Below are 15,492 nucleotides of genomic sequence, written 5' to 3'. Positions count from 1 at the left end.
AGAAAATGATGTTCATTAAAGTAGCCAAAACGATCACTGGCCTGAAATAAAAAAAGCCCGCATTTTGCGGACTTATCAGGAATGACGAAGCAATTATTTATAGCGCTGTTTCATTGTATTTTTTGCTATGACGGATTGATAACCATGCGGTAATTGTCAGCACAATGACAATAAAGCTCAGGGAAATCCAGATCGGCATATGGAATACTTCCAGCATCAGCATCTTGAAGCCGATAAAGACCAGAATGATCCCGAGGCCATAAGGCAGATAGTACATTTTTGATGCAGCACCAGCGAGCAGGAAGAACATGGCACGCAGACCCAGAATCGCCATCAGGTTCGCTGTTAAAACAATAAAGGGATCGGTGGTGACAGCGAAAATGGCTGGGATCGAGTCTACCGCAAAGATCACATCAGAAGCTTCCACCAGAATCAGCACCAGAAATAATGGCGTTGCCCACAGGACACCGTTCTGATGCACAAAAAATTTATTGCCACGCATTTGCGGCGTAATCCGGATATGTTTGCGTAGCCATTTCAGAACTGCCATATCTTCAATATCGGTATGCTCTTCTCCTTGGCCGCGCAGGAATTTAAAACCGGTATAAACCAGAAAAGCACCGAAGATATACAGAATCCACGAGAACTCCTGTACGAACCATGCGCCAATAAAAATAAAGATGGTCCGCAGAATAATGGCACCCAAAACGCCATAGAGCAGCAGCTGGCGTTGCAGTGCAGGAGGAATAGCAAAGGCAGCAAAGATCATCAGCCAGACAAAGACATTATCAATTGCCAGAGATTTTTCCAGCAAATAACCGGCAAAGTATTCCATCACCTTCTGGTTTGCCAGAGCAGCACCTGAAGTCTGTTCCAGATACAGCCATAATGCACCGCCAAACAGAGTCGCTACACTGACCCAGGCAACACTCCAGTAGGCGGCAGTGCGGACTTTGGTGGGCTGTCCGTGCTGATGCTTAAAGCCGATAAAATCGATGACCAGCATCACTGCAACGATAATGAAAAAAGCCAGATACAGCCAAGGTGTACCAATTGTTTCCATGGGAATTCTCCACATCTGACAATCGGCCATAAAAAAACCTTGACCTGCTGCCAGATGAAATACATCTATAACAACATGATCAAGGTCTTGCCTACATCTTTGTGCTCTACTGGATGAGATCCAGTCGCATTCCAAGATGCTCAGATACCGACTTTTTGCAAAGTGTAATGACGATATTCTGACACGTTCAAAAACTGAAACTTCATTCTTAAACGTTTGGAGGAGGCTACTCCCCTTGTTCAAACTCAATTCTGTTTGAGCAATTGCTCAATATCAAATGAGCATGACAGATTTTATGTATAATCACAAATTATTTTACAAAAAGCAGCGTTTAATCAGCAGCTTTGGGCAGAAAGTCCAAACGCTGAACCAAATAAAGACTAAGCAGAAATCCAAGAATAGCCAGCCCTGCGCCTACCCAGCCAATGCTCGATAGCCCGATCTGAAGTGTGACCATACTGCCAAGCAAAGCTCCTCCGCCAATCCCGACGTTATACAGGCCTGAATAAATGGCCATGGCAACATCTGTGGCATCTGCAGCCAGGTTCAGGGTTTTGGATTGTAGAGCCAAGCTGAAACCAATGATGCTCAAACCCCATAGTAGAGATAAGCCAGACAGACCTGTGACTGTGCTCGACAGTGGTAATAACAGCAGCATGGAAATAACCAGTCCAAAAGTAAAAGCAGGAATAGTCATTTTCGGAAACTGTGCGGCAAAGCGGCCAAACAGATAAGAACCCAGGAATCCTGCTCCGCCATAAACCAGAAGTAAAGTTGTGGTCTGGGCTGAATCAAAGCGGGCGATATTCAGGGAGAATGGTTCAATATAGCTATAAGCGGTAAACTGCGCCGTAATCACCAGAATGGTGAGGGTAAAGACTAGCATCAGGCTTGGACGTTTGATCAGGCTTTTTAAGCTGCTGAGGGAGCCTGAATTGACACTTGGAAGCAATGGCAAGGTTTTGGCCAGAATCAGGCAAATGATCAATGCGAGACACGCAATCAGGGCAAAACTATTACGCCAGCCATACGCCTCACCAATCATCCGGCCAAATGGAATACCGAGCACCATCGCCATCGCCGTTCCTGTGGCTAATAAACCAAGTGCCTGAAACTCTTTACCTTTCGGTGCGACCCGAACCGCGAGTGAAGCGGTAATCGACCAGAACAAGGCATGTGCGATGGCAATCCCTATCCGGCTGATCACCAGCGTGCTAAAACTCCAGGCAAAATAGGACAGCACATGACTTAAAATAAAGACCGCAAAGACCAGCATCAGTAGAAAACGCCGTTCTATGGCTTTGGTGAGCAGCATGATCGGAAGAGATAGTAGGGCCACGATCCAGGCATAAATGGTCAGCATGATACCGGCCTGAGTGGCGGACATGGCAAAGCTTTGCCCGATTCCACTCAGTAAGGCCACAGGAATAAATTCAGTAGTGTTAAAAATAAAAGCCGCGCAGGCTAAAGCGATGACACCAATCCATTGCTTGGTGACGGAAGAAGCGGAAGATGAGTCAGACATACGAAGTTGCATGCAAAAAGATGCTGCATTCTAATCCTGTCTTTCTCAATTAGGGAGTAGCTAAAATTAAATTTTTGGGGTGATATGTGATGACTCAAACTGCATCACCCTCAATCAGGCAAAATAGAGAAATAAAAAGTTATCAATATTTGAAAAAAATCACAGGAAATGATGAAAGAAAATAAAAAATTTCATCCAATATTAAAAACTTAACAATAATTCATATTATTTCTTTAAGAAGATGTTTTAAATTAAATAAACCAATAATTTTATTAAGAGATCAGCCTTCAGTATGGACATTCAACATCAAGATTCAAAACGCGGCGGTGTATTTTTTATGGAGGAAGATGGTCGACGTCTTGCTGAAATTACATATCAGTGGCAAGAAGCATCGACCATCGTGGCTGATCATACCTGGGTAGATAATTCCTTACGCGGTCAAGGCGTAGCACGCAAAATGCTGGATGTACTGGTCGACTTTGCCCGCAAGAATAGCTTAAAAATTATTCCCCAGTGTTCCTATGTAGATGTCATGTTTAAACGTGATCGCAGCCTACAGGATGTGGCAGCTGCTATTTAGCAATTGAATTAAACTTATCCAAGATAGAGATATGTTGTAATTTGCCCTTAAGTACAGGTACAGAAATACGCTGCAGCAGGTTATATACGCCATAACCTGCCATCAGGCCTATGCTGTTCCATAATACTTCTTCATATTTGCCTAACAGCGTAAGTATTCCCATCATCAGGCTTACACTGATATAAAAAAACATACGACGGCGAACAAACTGTAAAAGCGTCCAGCCTACAAAAACTGAACTGAGCAGAATGTTGGTCTCGGTCGTCAAGGCCATCTCATTCAACATAATTAAAAGCATAAAACATATACACAACAACGCTACAGTGAAAATCAGATCTTTTAACATCAGGTTTCACTCCTTCATCATTATCGCTATATATCTGAAATCATTGATTTCCTCTCAGGAGGTAATTGTTAGAAGTTTTCTTTGGAAAAGCAAACCTAAAACAATGTAAGCAAAAACGGATATTTGCTTAAAAAATGATCGACTTAAATTAAAATAATTGATTAAATTATGCTTTTAATTCTTTCTTCAGTGAGATGACCTTATGCTACAGCTTTGCTACGCCAGTGAACGGATAGAATCTGAACAAGAGTTATTACAGGATCTTAGCGATATATTATCTGTAGCGAGAAAATTTAATAAAGCTCATCAGATTAACGGGGTTTTATATTATTCCCACGGCAAGTTTTTTCAATGTCTAGAAGGTGAAGCAGAGGCGGTAGAAAATCTGTTTCAGAGCATTTGCCGTGATCCACGCCATCATCAGGTGCTTCGCTTTCAGGATGCAACGGTAGAACGTCCACATTTCTCGGAATGGTCGATGAAATATGTCCATAAACATAGTGAAATTTCTTCTTTATTTTCACGTTTCGGTTTAGGCCAGTTTGAACCTCATGCACTGCAACAGGAACAGCTGGGCGGATTCCTGGAACTGCTCTATCGTCTGGATGAAAATCAGGCCAATCTTGCTTCTCCTCAAGGTTATAAACAGCGTGGTTATATTCCCTATTTTTAATTGATGCTAAAAAATAAAAAAGTCCGCATAGCGGACTTTTTTGCTGCCGATAATGATCTAAGTCATTTCAATCATGACCTTTAAAGCCTTTTCGTCAGAAGCATGTTTAAACACATCATAAGCCTTTTCAAATTCAGCAAACTTAAAGTGATGGGTGGCCAGTTTTTCCAGTGGTAACTTGCCGGAACAGCAGGTCTTGAGCAGCATACCGGTGGTATTGGTATTGACCAGACCTGTGGTAATGGTCAGGTTTTTAATCCAGAGTTTATTCAGTTCAAAATTGACGGATTTGCCATGTACACCGACATTGGCCAGATGGCCGCCTTCTTTCACAATGTGCTGGCAAATATTCCAGGTGGCTTCCAAGCCCACCGCTTCAATAGCACAGTCCACCCCTCGCCCATCAGTGAGTTCCAGTACACGTTGAATAGCATCCTCATTGGCTGAATTCACGGTATGGGTGGCCCCGACAGTTTTGGCAAATTCCAGCCGGTTATCATCGACATCGACCATGATGATATTGGCTGGAGAATAAAACTGGGCAGTGAGCAAGGCACTCATGCCAATCGGGCCGGCACCGACAATCGCTACATTGTCTCCCGGTTTGACCTGACCATATTGCACACCAATTTCATGGGAGGTCGGCAAAATATCGGAAAGAAAGACCGCAACATCTTCATTCAGACCTTCTGGTAGGTGATAGAGAGAAGTATCGGCAAATGGGGTTCGGACATATTCGGCATGAGTGCCGTCAATCATATAGCCCATGATCCAGCCACCCTCGTTTCTACAATGAGCATACAGCTGTTTCTGACAGTTTTCACAGGTGCCGCAGCGGCTGACACAGGAAATAATCACCCGATCGCCCTTTTTAAAGTTTTGAACTGCGGAACCGACTTCTTCCACAATACCAATACCTTCATGACCGAGAATCCGGCCATTAAAGCTGCCGGTTTTTTCTTTTGCGACCTCTTCAATTTCGGGGTTTTTACCTTTCCAGATCCCGAGGTCGGTACCACAAATGGTGACTTTGCTAAGTTTGATAATGGCATCAGTAGGTTGCAGAATTTGGGGAATAGGACGTTCTTCAAAACGAATATCATTGGCGCCGTAATACACCATGGCTTTCATTGTTGTCATGACAGATCTCCTAAGGAAATGAGGGTCTGAACAAGAGAGGTAAAGCTATTTTTTTGCTGCCTTTACAGCCTGGAAAATCATCAGGAGGGTGAAGGATAAAAGAGGATCGAAATACTGTTGTTCTTATTGATTGTGCCTAGGGCACTCAAAGACTGCAATGAGTCTTATATCCAGATTGCAACAAAAGATAATGAAAAGAAAAAAGATAAATTTTAGCTGTTTTAATAGTGAAATAAGAAAGTTGATTTGAACTTGAATGAAGTTTAATTTTCTTAAAAAAGATAGAAAGCGAATTTAATGTTTAAAATAAAAAAGCCCGCTATTACGGGCTTTTTCATATAAATCTTTAAGCTTTTAAAGCACTAATCAGTTTTTGATGCAGACCACCAAAACCGCCATTGGACATGATTACTACAGCGTCGCCCTCACCTGCTTCAGCCACTACAGTCTGGATAATCTCATCCAGAGTACGTGCGACTACAGCTTTATTTGGTGCAGCGTCAATCACCGGTTGCAGATCCCAATCCAGGCCTTCAGGTTGATACCAGATCACTTCATCGGCCAGACGCGCGGAATGTGCCAACCCATCTTTATGGCTGCCCATACGCATGGTATTGGAACGTGGTTCAATAATCGCCCACAGTTTACGTTCACCGAGACGCTTGCGTGCGCCGTCGAGCGTAGTATCAATTGCAGTCGGGTGATGGGCAAAGTCATCATAGACTTCAATGCCGCGTACAGTGTCCAGCAGTTCCATACGGCGCTTAACACCGCCAAAGTTTGAAAGTGCTTCACAAGCCGTTTCAATAGAGACACCGACATGTTCAGCAGCAGCAATCGTTGCCAGTGCATTGGCTACACTATGCTGACCCGTCATATTCCATTTCACTTCGCCTTTCACGATACCGTATTGGAGTACCTTGAAGTGAGAACCATCTTCTGAAAGCTGTTCAGCATAAAGCTCAGATTTTTCATTGGCATCTAATGAAGTACGAACCACAGGCGTCCAGCAGCCCTGCTCTAGCACTTCATCAATATTCGTTTCAGTAATTGGCGTAATAATGCGGCCTTCACTTGGAATGGTACGCACTAAATGGTGGAACTGTTTCTGGATCGCTGCCAGATCATCAAAGATATCGGCATGGTCAAATTCCAGATTATTCAGAATCGCCGTTTTAGGATGGTAATGCACGAACTTGGAACGCTTGTCGAAAAAGGCAGAATCATATTCATCGGCTTCGACACAGAAGTATTTCCCGCCACCTAAACGCGCACTTTCAGAAAAGCCAAGCGGTACACCGCCAATCAGGAAGCCAGGTTCTAAACCGGCCTGATCCAGTACCCATGCCAGCATAGTGGTGGTTGTGGTTTTACCATGCGTACCAGCTACACCTAAAACGTGTTTACCTTGTAGCACATGATCTGCCAGAAACTGTGGGCCTGAAATATAAGGCAGGCCTTCATTCAGCATATATTCTACAGCATCAATACCACGTTTCATGGCATTGCCGACAATGATCAGATCCGGATGCGGCTGTAAATGGCTGCGGTCGTAGCCCTGCATTAAAGTAATGCCTGCATTTTCCAGCTGGGTCGACATCGGTGGATAAACGTTTTGATCCGATCCTGTCACCTTATGGCCTAGATCACGTGCCAGTAATGCCAGTGAACCCATAAAGGTGCCACAAATACCCAAAATATGCAGATGCATCTACTTCACTCCATTTTGCCTGACACATCACTTTGTACTGGTGCTGTTGCCATGATTTATTCGATTTGCAAGCAACGATAGCAAGGCTTTGACCGAAAAGATAGTCAAAGTTCAAGCATTCCTGCGGGATTTTTTAAATCCTGTTTCACAGACAAATTCAGGGAAATTTTCAAGCTTCCGGAATATCTTTTGGCAAAATAAATCGTAAAATAAGCCCGAACTTTTTGCAGAGTGCATGCAGATGCTACCGGCTCTATTTCTTCTGGTGATTGCCAACTGTTTTATGACCTTGGCCTGGTACGGACATCTCAAATTCCTGCCGCATGATGCACCGCTGTGGCAGGCGATTTTATTTAGCTGGGCCATTGCCTTGTTTGAATATAGCCTGATGATTCCAGCGACCAAATTATTAGCCCAACAGGGACTGGCGGTGGGTCAAATGAAGATTACTCAGGAAGTCGTCACTCTACTGGTCTTTGTTCCCTTTATGATCTTCCTGTTCAAACAGCCGTTTAAACTGGATTATTTATGGGCAGCGCTATGTCTCTGTGGCTGTGTCTATTTTGTATTCCGCAGTTCCTGAAATCATCTACTAGCCACTACTTCCCTATTTTTATTCCAGTTTTTAAGAATCCAATAAAAAAATAAGAAAAATCGAGCCTTGCTTTGACCGTTAAATTTTATGAAGCTGAAAAATCAGTCTATAATATGCATTCCTATTCAAGCTTGGCTCTCTCGTCGAGATTTATCTTTCTTACTTTAATCTCTGGAAAATTTGCAATGAATGCGGCTGCTGCACAAGATACTCCTCTCGTAGGTATTATCATGGGTTCTCAATCAGATTGGGCAACTCTCGAACACACTGCCAAAATGCTCAAGCAGCTTGGTGTCCCATTTGAAGCCGAAGTCGTTTCCGCACACCGTACCCCGGACCGTCTGTTTGAATATGCTGAACAAGCGCGTGATCGTGGTATTCAGGTGATTATTGCCGGTGCAGGTGGTGCAGCGCATTTACCAGGTATGTGTGCAGCCAAAACTGATCTGCCAGTACTGGGTGTACCCGTCAAATCTTCGATCTTAAATGGTGTCGATTCATTGCTTTCTATCGTGCAAATGCCAGCGGGTATCGCCGTAGGAACATTGGCGATCGGTCCTGCCGGTGCAACCAATGCAGCCATTATGGCAGCACAGATTTTAGGTTTAACCCGTCCAGAGATCGCAAAAAATGTCGCAGATTTCCGCGCGGCACAAACCGAGAAAGTCGCAAGTAACAATATTCCAGGTCAAATGTAAGTCCAAGCTTAATACGGGATCAAACACAATGGATAAAACCATCGGTATTTTTGGTGGCGGCCAGTTAGGTCGGATGATGGCACAAGCCGCACTACCTCTAAATATTCAATGTACGTTCTTTGAAGCCAATACGGACTGCCCTTCTGCGGCTTTGGGTCCGGTTTTCTCAACAAAAGCTGTAAATGGCTTGCAGGATTTCATCAATAGTGCAGATGTCTTCAGCCTGGAGTTTGAAAATACACCCCTAGCTGATGTCGACGTTTTAACGCAAAACAAAGATCTGCATCCGCCTCGTCAGGCATTAGCCATTGCACAGCATCGTCTGTCTGAAAAGGCACTATTTGATGAACTGGAAATTCCGGTTGCACCATATAAAGCGGTGACTTCAGTCGAAAGCTTGCAGGCGGCCGTTGCTGAGCTTGGCTTACCGATCGTGCTAAAAACCTCTCGTGGTGGTTATGACGGCAAAGGCCAGTTCGTTCTACGTTCAGCAGATCAGATTGATCAGGCCTGGGCGGAACTCGGCCCTGCTGGTGAATTGATTGCCGAAAGTTTTGTGACTTTCTCGCGTGAAGTATCCATCATTGCGGTACGTGGTCAAAATGGTGATGTCAAAACCTGGCCATTGGCTGAAAATCATCACCATAACGGCATCCTGTCGCATTCCATCGTTCCGGCACCCAATAGTGCGGATCTGCAGCCAGTCGCGCAGGATTACATCACTCGCCTGCTCAATCACTTGAATTATGTGGGTGTCTTGACCCTTGAGCTGTTTGTGACAGACAAAGGCCTGTATGCCAATGAAATGGCACCACGTGTGCATAACTCAGGTCACTGGTCGATTGAAGGCGCTGTCTGCTCGCAGTTTGAAAACCATATTCGTGCGGTCGCAGGTCTGCCACTGGGTTCAACTGAAGTGGTGCGTCCAACCGTGATGGTGAACATTATCGGTCAGCATCCCAAATCTGAAGATGTCCTGACTTTAGAAGGCGCACACCTGCATCTGTACAATAAAACAGAACGTGAAGGTCGCAAGATTGGTCACATCACTTTGATGCCCACAGACAGCGCTCAGCTGACCACTTTATGCCGTCAACTGGCGAAGATTTTACCGAATCCATTGGCATTGAGCGAAGATATGACCATCTAAGCTTTAAGCTGCTGATAAAAAAAGCGATCACTTCGGTGATCGCTTTTTTATTTGTCCAGATTCAGGCATGATTGCGCCTCTTTAAAAATCCCCTGCCATTGGTCGGATCATTTTTAAAATCAATTGCTTATAAAGTGATCAATTGAGTATAAATATAATAATTTAATTCGCTGCTATTTTGGGCTGAATTCTGGGTTATTCACTTGTGGATAAACTTAATATTGAGTTTGAATTTAAAACTGGAAATAGATTTTGAATTTAAATTCATAAAAATAAATTCAAATTTAAAAATGAACTTTGAATTTAAACTTCGCTGCTTAAATTTAAATTCAAAAATATGAATTCAAATTTAAAAGCTGATCAATGAATTCAAAATTCTGAATTTAAATATAGTTACTTCTAATAAAAATGAATTTAAAATAGAAATACTATATACCAGAAGCCTTTGGCTGATTGAGCAGTCCTGATCTAAAGACAAGTTATCCACAATCATTTTTTAAATTCAAAAGTAATTTCCTGCGTTTTGAATTTAAATTTAAAAAATGAGCCTGATTTGAATTTAAAATGGACTTGTGGATAAGTTTTTAAATTTAAAAGCTACAAAATGAATTCAAAAGTGTAGGAATTATGAATTTAAATTTACGCATTGGCGCTTTAATTTTCATCATGAGCTGTTAAGGTAGAAACATAATTCAAAATCTAAATATTTAAGGGTCTTATGCAACGGCTTGCACTTTTTGTTGGTTCTTTGGTTTTAGCTGCTACACAGGCACAGGCAGAACTGATTATTAATGGTCAGCGTGTGACATCAACGGATATATCCTCTGTTCCGAGCAGCCCCGTCAATTATGCGTCCCAAAATAATTTTCAGAATTGTCTTGCCAATTTGCGCAGTCAGGCGATTGCACAAGGCGTAAGTGGTTCAACCTACGATCGTTATACGCAAAATTTAACACCCGATTATTCTGTGATTGAAAAGCTGAATTATCAGCCTGAGTTTTCGACTCCGATCTGGGATTATCTGTCCGGACTGGTGGATGAAGAACGTGTACAACTGGGTCGACAAAAACTGCAGCAACATCGTGAGGTATTAAACCGGATTAGCACAGCCTATGGAGTACCGGCAGAAACCATCGTAGCCGTATGGGGCGTAGAAAGTAATTTTGGTGATATTTCCGGGAAGTATCCTTTATTACAGGCCTTGGGTACTTTGAGTTGTGAAGGTCGTCGTCAAAGTTATTTCCGTGGTGAGTTCTTCACCACTATGAAACTGTTACAGCGTGGTGATGTCTATGAAAGCCAGCTCAAAGGTTCATGGGCAGGCGCATTTGGTCACACCCAGTTTATGCCATCAACCTATGATGAACTAGCGGTAGATTTTGATGGGGATGGTCGTCGTGATTTAGTCGGCAGTATTCCTGATGCACTGGCTTCTACAGCCAATTTCCTGAAAAAACGTGGCTGGCAGACTGGCCAACCTTGGGGCTTTGAAGTAAAAATTCCACAAGGCATGTCTGTTTCAGGCGAAGGCCGACGCAATAAAAAATCACTGAGTAGCTGGATGAACCGTGGTGTGGTGCGCGCTGACGGTACTTCGCTATTGCAGGGCAATTTATCAGAATCTTCTCAGGCTGGCTTATTGGCACCTGCAGGTGAAAATGGCCCGGTATTTTTAGTCTTTAAGAATTTTGATGCTATTTACAGCTATAATGCAGCAGAAAGTTATGCTTTAGCGATTGCACATTTATCTGACCGCTTACAAGGTAAAGGAAGCATCCAGGCAGCTTGGCCAACCGATGATCCGGGTACGTCACGTGCGGAACGTCGCGAGATCCAGCAATTCCTGTTAAACCGTGGCTATGATATTGGTGAGGTAGATGGTCTAATTGGGGATAAAACCCGTCAGGCGATTCGTCAGGAACAGAACCGTTTGGGTTTAAGCCCGACCGGTCGCGCAGGACAGCAAATCCTGCGTGCATTTAGAAATGAAAATGCCAAACTCATGATGCGTTAGGAAGAATTTAGACATGATCTAAATATGATTTTTCATTATAAAAAAGGTCTGCAAATATGCAGACCTTTTTTATAATTATATATAGTGAGCTTAAAGCTGCTCTTATACAGAGGTAATTGTACCCAGAACACGATAACCTGATGCGCCTGTCACAGCCGGCAGATTGCCGCTGAGTTGATTCATAAAACGCATCGCCAGCCAGGCAAAAGCCGTGCCTTCTACCCAAGTCGGATTTAAGCCAAGATCGGCTGTGGTTTGTACGCTCCAATGATGTTTACGCAAACGCCAGCGTAACTGTTCCAATAAATGTGAATTATAGGCACCACCACCACAAACATAAACTTCACCGGTATCCAGACCGGAACGGTAAATGGCTTTTTTAATCGCACGGGTAGTGAGCTTCATTAAAGTAGCTTGCACATTCTCTGGTGTATCTTCAAGTTCATCGTATTGAAGGTCATTGCGCCAGTCGGCAATTTGTTCATCCAGCCATTCCAGATTGAAGTCTTCGCGGCCAGTACTTTTGGGTGGCTCTTTTGAGAAGAACTCATGTTCCTGTAATCGATCTAATAGGCTACGGATTGGCGTGCCATAAGCCGCCCAATTACCATTTTCATCAAAAGGCTGGCCGGTATAACGCTGACACCAGGCATCCATCAGAATATTGGCAGGGCCGGTATCAAAGCCATACACCTGATCCGGTTGACCTGCCGGCAGAATACTCACATTGGCAATGCCGCCCAGATTCAGAATCACGCGGTGAATACTGTCATGCTGGAAAATATCTTGATGGAAAGCGGGAACCAAAGGTGCGCCTTGGCCGCCAGCAGCCAGATCACGACGACGGAAATCGGAAATGACCGGAATCTGGGTGATTTCAGTAATGATATTCGGATCACCAATTTGCAGGGTAAAGCCATGTTCGGGGCGATGGCGGATGGTCTGACCATGTGAGCCAATCGCCTTGATTTGAGATCGATCTAAATTATTTTCTTTAATCAGCGCATTGATGCCATGACCAATCATCTGTGCCAGTGCGACATCAGCTTTGCCCATGCGGTCGATTTCATTGTCATCTGGCAAAGTCAGTGCCATCAGTTCATCACGAAGATCGGGATCAAAAGGCAAGGTGAGGGTGGCATGAAGCTGAAGTGGATCAAAAGAAGCAGCAACAATATCGACACCATCCATGCTTGTGCCGGTCATTACCCCAATATAGATCGCTGTCATGATTATTCTTAAGCCTGCAATGTGCTGAAAAAGTGTTAGTATATCGCACAAATTGAATAACTGATGTATTTGGATTTTGTGATGTCAAATTTCCTGCCGGCTGAAGAACAACTTGCCCTCATCCAACGAGGCACCCACGAAATTATTTCTGAAGAAGACCTTCTGAAGAAATTAAAGCAGAATCGTCCTTTAAAAATTAAAGCGGGTTTTGACCCAACTGCACCGGATCTGCACCTAGGTCATACAGTTTTAATCAATAAATTAAAAGTATTCCAGGACTTGGGTCATGAAGTGTACTTCCTGATTGGTGACTACACTGCGATGATCGGTGACCCAACGGGTAAGAGCGCAACCCGCCCGCCATTGTCACGCGAACAGGTGCTGGAAAATGCAAAAACCTATCAGGAACAAGTATTTAAAATTCTTGATCCAAACAAAACCAAAGTCGTGTTTAACTCGGAATGGTTTGCACAAAAAACTGCAGCTGACCTGATTCAATTGGCATCACAGCAAACAGTTGCACGTATGTTAGAGCGTGATGACTTCACCAAGCGTTATAACAATCAGCAACCGATTGCGATTCACGAATTCTTATATCCATTGGTTCAAGGTTATGACTCAATTGCTTTAGAAGCTGACGTGGAGTTAGGGGGTACAGACCAGACCTTTAACCTGTTGATGGGTCGTACTCTACAAGGCCGTTATAACCAGGAAGCGCAGGTATGTATCACTGTGCCAATTCTTGAAGGTCTAGATGGCGTGAACAAGATGTCTAAATCTTTAGGCAACTATATTGGTGTATTTGATGCACCGGGCGCGATGTACCAGAAAGTATTATCTATGCCGGATTCACTGATTGAGCGTTATTTCGATCTGCTCAGCTTCAAATCTATAGAAGAAATTCAAGGCTTGCTGAAAGAAATCGAAGAAGGCCGTAACCCGCAGGAAGTGAAACGTATTTTGGCGCTGGAACTGGTAGAACGTTTCCACGGTGCTGAAGCTGCCGCTCATGCCCATAAAGGTGCAGGTAATATCATTACTGAAGGTGAACTGCCTGAAGGTACGCCAGAAGTGACCATTTCACGTGGTGAATTTGGTGGTGAGATCTTCATTACTTCAATTTTACGTGAAGCTGGCTTAACCAAAAATGCTGCTCAAGCTAAAGATGCCTTAGGCCGCGGCACTGTGAAAGTGGACTGGAAACCGGTTGATGCGTCTTTTTCTGTGAAAGAGAACGTAACTTTAATTATTCAGGCCAGCAAAAAAGCAATTGCAAAAGTGACCTTCGTTGACTAAGGCTGGTTCTAAGTTATTGAAATAAAAGCAGGCTTCGGCCTGCTTTTATTTTTTAAGTTGTATATGAATTATATAAATATAGAAATTCAAAAAAAACCTTATAAAAACAACATTTAAATTTTGCCATTTGGCTTGCATTTCTGGTTTTTTGTGTATAAGATTTATTCGTCTAGAGATTCCGTTAAAAGCATATCTAGAGGGTAATGATCAATAACAGACAACTCCATAATTGATCAGGTCTCTAAGTAAAGAGACAAGTTAATATAATGTGAATAACTATAATAATGACATAATGGATCGGGTAAAGATTCAATTCTAAGGAAGAGATTTTGGGAGAGATCTCTTCCTTTTTTATTGGTGTTGTCTGGCTATATGTTCAATCTTCAATAAATTCAAAACAAAGATGGATGAATCAGCTTGGATTAAGGTTAAATCCATGGTGAGATAAATGGATCATTTTTGAATCTCAATCCATCTATAAAAAGAAAGGTAAATAAGGTGCATCAATACCAGACTGAACAGATGTTTGATGAAGACATCGATTTCATTTTGCGTTTTCTCTTCGAATATGAGTCTGCTGAGCGAAAACAAAAATCTTTTGATCAGGTACAGGCCTTATTTCAGCAATTAGATCTTGCCTCCTACTATTTACTCTTTTCATTAGTCAAAGAACGTCTGCCACGTCGGGCCAAATTATTATTTGCTGCTGAAGACTATAGTGGCAAGAAAGAAGTGATTGAGGAAGTGATGCAACATTGGGTAAAAGATAGATACTCAAATGTGGCTTAACCGATTTTAATCTTCTGCTTATTCTTCTGCGCTTAAGTAAGCTTTCTGGATGATCTGAAATCTAGAAAGATCATATCCTCATTTTTGCTTCTTAAAAGCGGGTGTTAAGAAAAAATCTGTATTCAGCTAAGATCTTAACCTTACAGAAAACTCCATATATAAGTCGGATAGAAAACAGCAAAATATGTAAGCTGATATAAGAAAGTTTCGGAAAATTCTGGATACAACCCTTAAATTGTATGGTCTTATTTAAAAATTACAGTTTTTTGATAGTTATCAAGTCTTAATAAATTTTACAGTTTTAAATTGAATTGCAATGAATACGGCTTTTATTGAAGAAAAATGCTCAAAATTTAGATAAAAAAGCGATTTTTTAACGAAATTCGTAGAAAAAAGATACATATGTGAAAAATATAGTGAATTGGGGGTTGCAATGATTCTGAAATCCTCTAGAATGCACCCATACCGACGAGATAGACGGAAACGAACGAAACGCGAAGCGTTGAGTTGTTAAGTTTATCAAAGTCCAGCTTCTGGCATTGACGAGATGTTAGAAAGATCATTAAGAGATTATGAAGAACAACTTGTGTGGATTTTTACTGGTTGATTGATCGAAATTATTTTCATTGATTGAATGGTAGAAATTACTCGAAGTTTATTTGAGAAATATTTGTCAGAAAAT

14 protein-coding genes are annotated in these 15,492 nt (G+C 42.6%); 8 read left to right on the top strand and 6 right to left on the bottom strand.

What is annotated here, in order from left to right; all coding sequences use genetic code 11:
- Positions 1-97: 97 nt before the first annotated feature.
- Both FTV14_RS12680 and FTV14_RS12675 read right to left on the bottom strand, forming a co-directional pair.
- A complete protein-coding gene (locus tag FTV14_RS12680; RefSeq protein ID WP_180053994.1) occupies positions 98-1,063 on the bottom strand; it encodes a TerC family protein in 966 nt (321 codons plus the stop codon).
- Positions 1,064-1,394: 331 nt separating this feature from the next.
- Entirely contained in the window at positions 1,395-2,588 is a 1,194-nt protein-coding gene (locus tag FTV14_RS12675; RefSeq protein ID WP_180053999.1) for a sugar transporter, read from the bottom strand.
- A gap of 292 nt (positions 2,589-2,880) precedes the next feature.
- Here FTV14_RS12675 and FTV14_RS12670 point away from each other — a divergent pair, with 292 nt between their 5' ends.
- Positions 2,881-3,168 carry a GNAT family N-acetyltransferase gene (locus FTV14_RS12670; protein WP_004780333.1) on the top strand — a complete coding sequence of 96 codons (288 nt, stop codon included), beginning with the start codon at positions 2,881-2,883 and terminating at the stop codon, positions 3,166-3,168.
- Here FTV14_RS12670 and FTV14_RS12665 read toward each other — a convergent pair.
- The gene (locus tag FTV14_RS12665) at positions 3,161-3,454 is read right to left on the bottom strand and encodes a hypothetical protein (protein ID WP_257219785.1); all 294 of its coding nucleotides are present in this window, start codon (positions 3,452-3,454) and stop codon (positions 3,161-3,163) included. The genes FTV14_RS12670 and FTV14_RS12665 overlap by 8 nt on opposite strands.
- A gap of 262 nt (positions 3,455-3,716) precedes the next feature.
- On the opposite strand from FTV14_RS12665, the gene FTV14_RS12660 reads away from it, so the two are divergent.
- Positions 3,717-4,187, top strand: coding sequence for a BLUF domain-containing protein (locus tag FTV14_RS12660; RefSeq protein ID WP_166139259.1), 471 nt, complete (start codon positions 3,717-3,719; stop codon positions 4,185-4,187).
- A gap of 57 nt (positions 4,188-4,244) precedes the next feature.
- Here FTV14_RS12660 and FTV14_RS12655 read toward each other — a convergent pair whose 3' ends face one another.
- The gene (locus FTV14_RS12655) at positions 4,245-5,327 is read right to left on the bottom strand and encodes a zinc-dependent alcohol dehydrogenase family protein (protein WP_180053993.1); all 1,083 of its coding nucleotides are present in this window, start codon (positions 5,325-5,327) and stop codon (positions 4,245-4,247) included.
- A gap of 346 nt (positions 5,328-5,673) precedes the next feature.
- Positions 5,674-7,038, bottom strand: a complete 1,365-nt coding sequence (mpl, locus tag FTV14_RS12650; protein WP_180053992.1) for a UDP-N-acetylmuramate:L-alanyl-gamma-D-glutamyl-meso-diaminopimelate ligase — start codon at positions 7,036-7,038, stop codon at positions 5,674-5,676.
- 241 nt (positions 7,039-7,279) lie between these two features.
- Between mpl and FTV14_RS12645 the strand changes: the two genes are divergently transcribed.
- The 4 genes from FTV14_RS12645 (at position 7,280) to FTV14_RS12630 (ending at position 11,495) form a co-directional block, all read left to right on the top strand.
- Entirely contained in the window at positions 7,280-7,621 is a 342-nt protein-coding gene (locus FTV14_RS12645) for a DMT family protein (RefSeq protein WP_004780323.1), read from the top strand.
- A gap of 197 nt (positions 7,622-7,818) precedes the next feature.
- Positions 7,819-8,331 (top strand): 5-(carboxyamino)imidazole ribonucleotide mutase, encoded by a 513-nt coding sequence (gene purE, locus FTV14_RS12640; protein ID WP_004780321.1) that lies wholly within the window; start codon positions 7,819-7,821, stop codon positions 8,329-8,331.
- A 28-nt stretch (positions 8,332-8,359) separates the two neighbouring features.
- Complete coding sequence (locus FTV14_RS12635) at positions 8,360-9,481, top strand: 5-(carboxyamino)imidazole ribonucleotide synthase (RefSeq protein WP_179993046.1); 1,122 nt, start codon at positions 8,360-8,362, stop codon at positions 9,479-9,481.
- Between the two features lie 718 nt (positions 9,482-10,199).
- Entirely contained in the window at positions 10,200-11,495 is a 1,296-nt protein-coding gene (locus FTV14_RS12630) for a lytic murein transglycosylase (RefSeq protein WP_218948194.1), read from the top strand.
- A gap of 102 nt (positions 11,496-11,597) precedes the next feature.
- Here the strand turns inward: FTV14_RS12630 and FTV14_RS12625 are convergent, their stop codons facing one another.
- The gene (locus FTV14_RS12625; RefSeq protein ID WP_179993045.1) at positions 11,598-12,725 is read right to left on the bottom strand and encodes an anhydro-N-acetylmuramic acid kinase; all 1,128 of its coding nucleotides are present in this window, start codon (positions 12,723-12,725) and stop codon (positions 11,598-11,600) included.
- Between the two features lie 63 nt (positions 12,726-12,788).
- Here FTV14_RS12625 and tyrS point away from each other — a divergent pair, with 63 nt between their 5' ends.
- Positions 12,789-14,021 (top strand): tyrosine--tRNA ligase, encoded by a 1,233-nt coding sequence (tyrS, locus tag FTV14_RS12620; protein WP_161792066.1) that lies wholly within the window; start codon positions 12,789-12,791, stop codon positions 14,019-14,021.
- Between the two features lie 498 nt (positions 14,022-14,519).
- Entirely contained in the window at positions 14,520-14,810 is a 291-nt protein-coding gene (locus FTV14_RS12615; RefSeq protein ID WP_180053991.1) for a hypothetical protein, read from the top strand.
- The last annotated feature ends 682 nt before the right edge of the window (positions 14,811-15,492 follow it).

Source organism: Acinetobacter sp. YH12236, from assembly GCF_013417645.1.
In the GTDB taxonomy this organism is placed as follows: domain Bacteria; phylum Pseudomonadota; class Gammaproteobacteria; order Pseudomonadales; family Moraxellaceae; genus Acinetobacter.
Note: the sequence above shows the minus strand (reverse complement) of the source record. Positions and strands in the feature narration are given on the sequence as shown.

Coding starts and splice junctions, on each gene's coding strand:
- FTV14_RS12630 (WP_218948194.1), top strand. CDS start 10,200: ATGCAACGGCTTGCACTTTTTGTTGGTTCTTTGGTTTTAGCTGCTACA.
- FTV14_RS12625 (WP_179993045.1), bottom strand. CDS start 12,725: ATGACAGCGATCTATATTGGGGTAATGACCGGCACAAGCATGGATGGT.
- FTV14_RS12670 (WP_004780333.1), top strand. CDS start 2,881: ATGGACATTCAACATCAAGATTCAAAACGCGGCGGTGTATTTTTTATG.
- mpl (WP_180053992.1), bottom strand. CDS start 7,038: ATGCATCTGCATATTTTGGGTATTTGTGGCACCTTTATGGGTTCACTG.
- FTV14_RS12675 (WP_180053999.1), bottom strand. CDS start 2,588: ATGTCTGACTCATCTTCCGCTTCTTCCGTCACCAAGCAATGGATTGGT.
- FTV14_RS12655 (WP_180053993.1), bottom strand. CDS start 5,327: ATGACAACAATGAAAGCCATGGTGTATTACGGCGCCAATGATATTCGT.
- FTV14_RS12660 (WP_166139259.1), top strand. CDS start 3,717: ATGCTACAGCTTTGCTACGCCAGTGAACGGATAGAATCTGAACAAGAG.
- tyrS (WP_161792066.1), top strand. CDS start 12,789: ATGTATTTGGATTTTGTGATGTCAAATTTCCTGCCGGCTGAAGAACAA.
- FTV14_RS12635 (WP_179993046.1), top strand. CDS start 8,360: ATGGATAAAACCATCGGTATTTTTGGTGGCGGCCAGTTAGGTCGGATG.
- FTV14_RS12665 (WP_257219785.1), bottom strand. CDS start 3,454: ATGTTGAATGAGATGGCCTTGACGACCGAGACCAACATTCTGCTCAGT.
- purE (WP_004780321.1), top strand. CDS start 7,819: ATGAATGCGGCTGCTGCACAAGATACTCCTCTCGTAGGTATTATCATG.
- FTV14_RS12645 (WP_004780323.1), top strand. CDS start 7,280: ATGCTACCGGCTCTATTTCTTCTGGTGATTGCCAACTGTTTTATGACC.
- FTV14_RS12680 (WP_180053994.1), bottom strand. CDS start 1,063: ATGGAAACAATTGGTACACCTTGGCTGTATCTGGCTTTTTTCATTATC.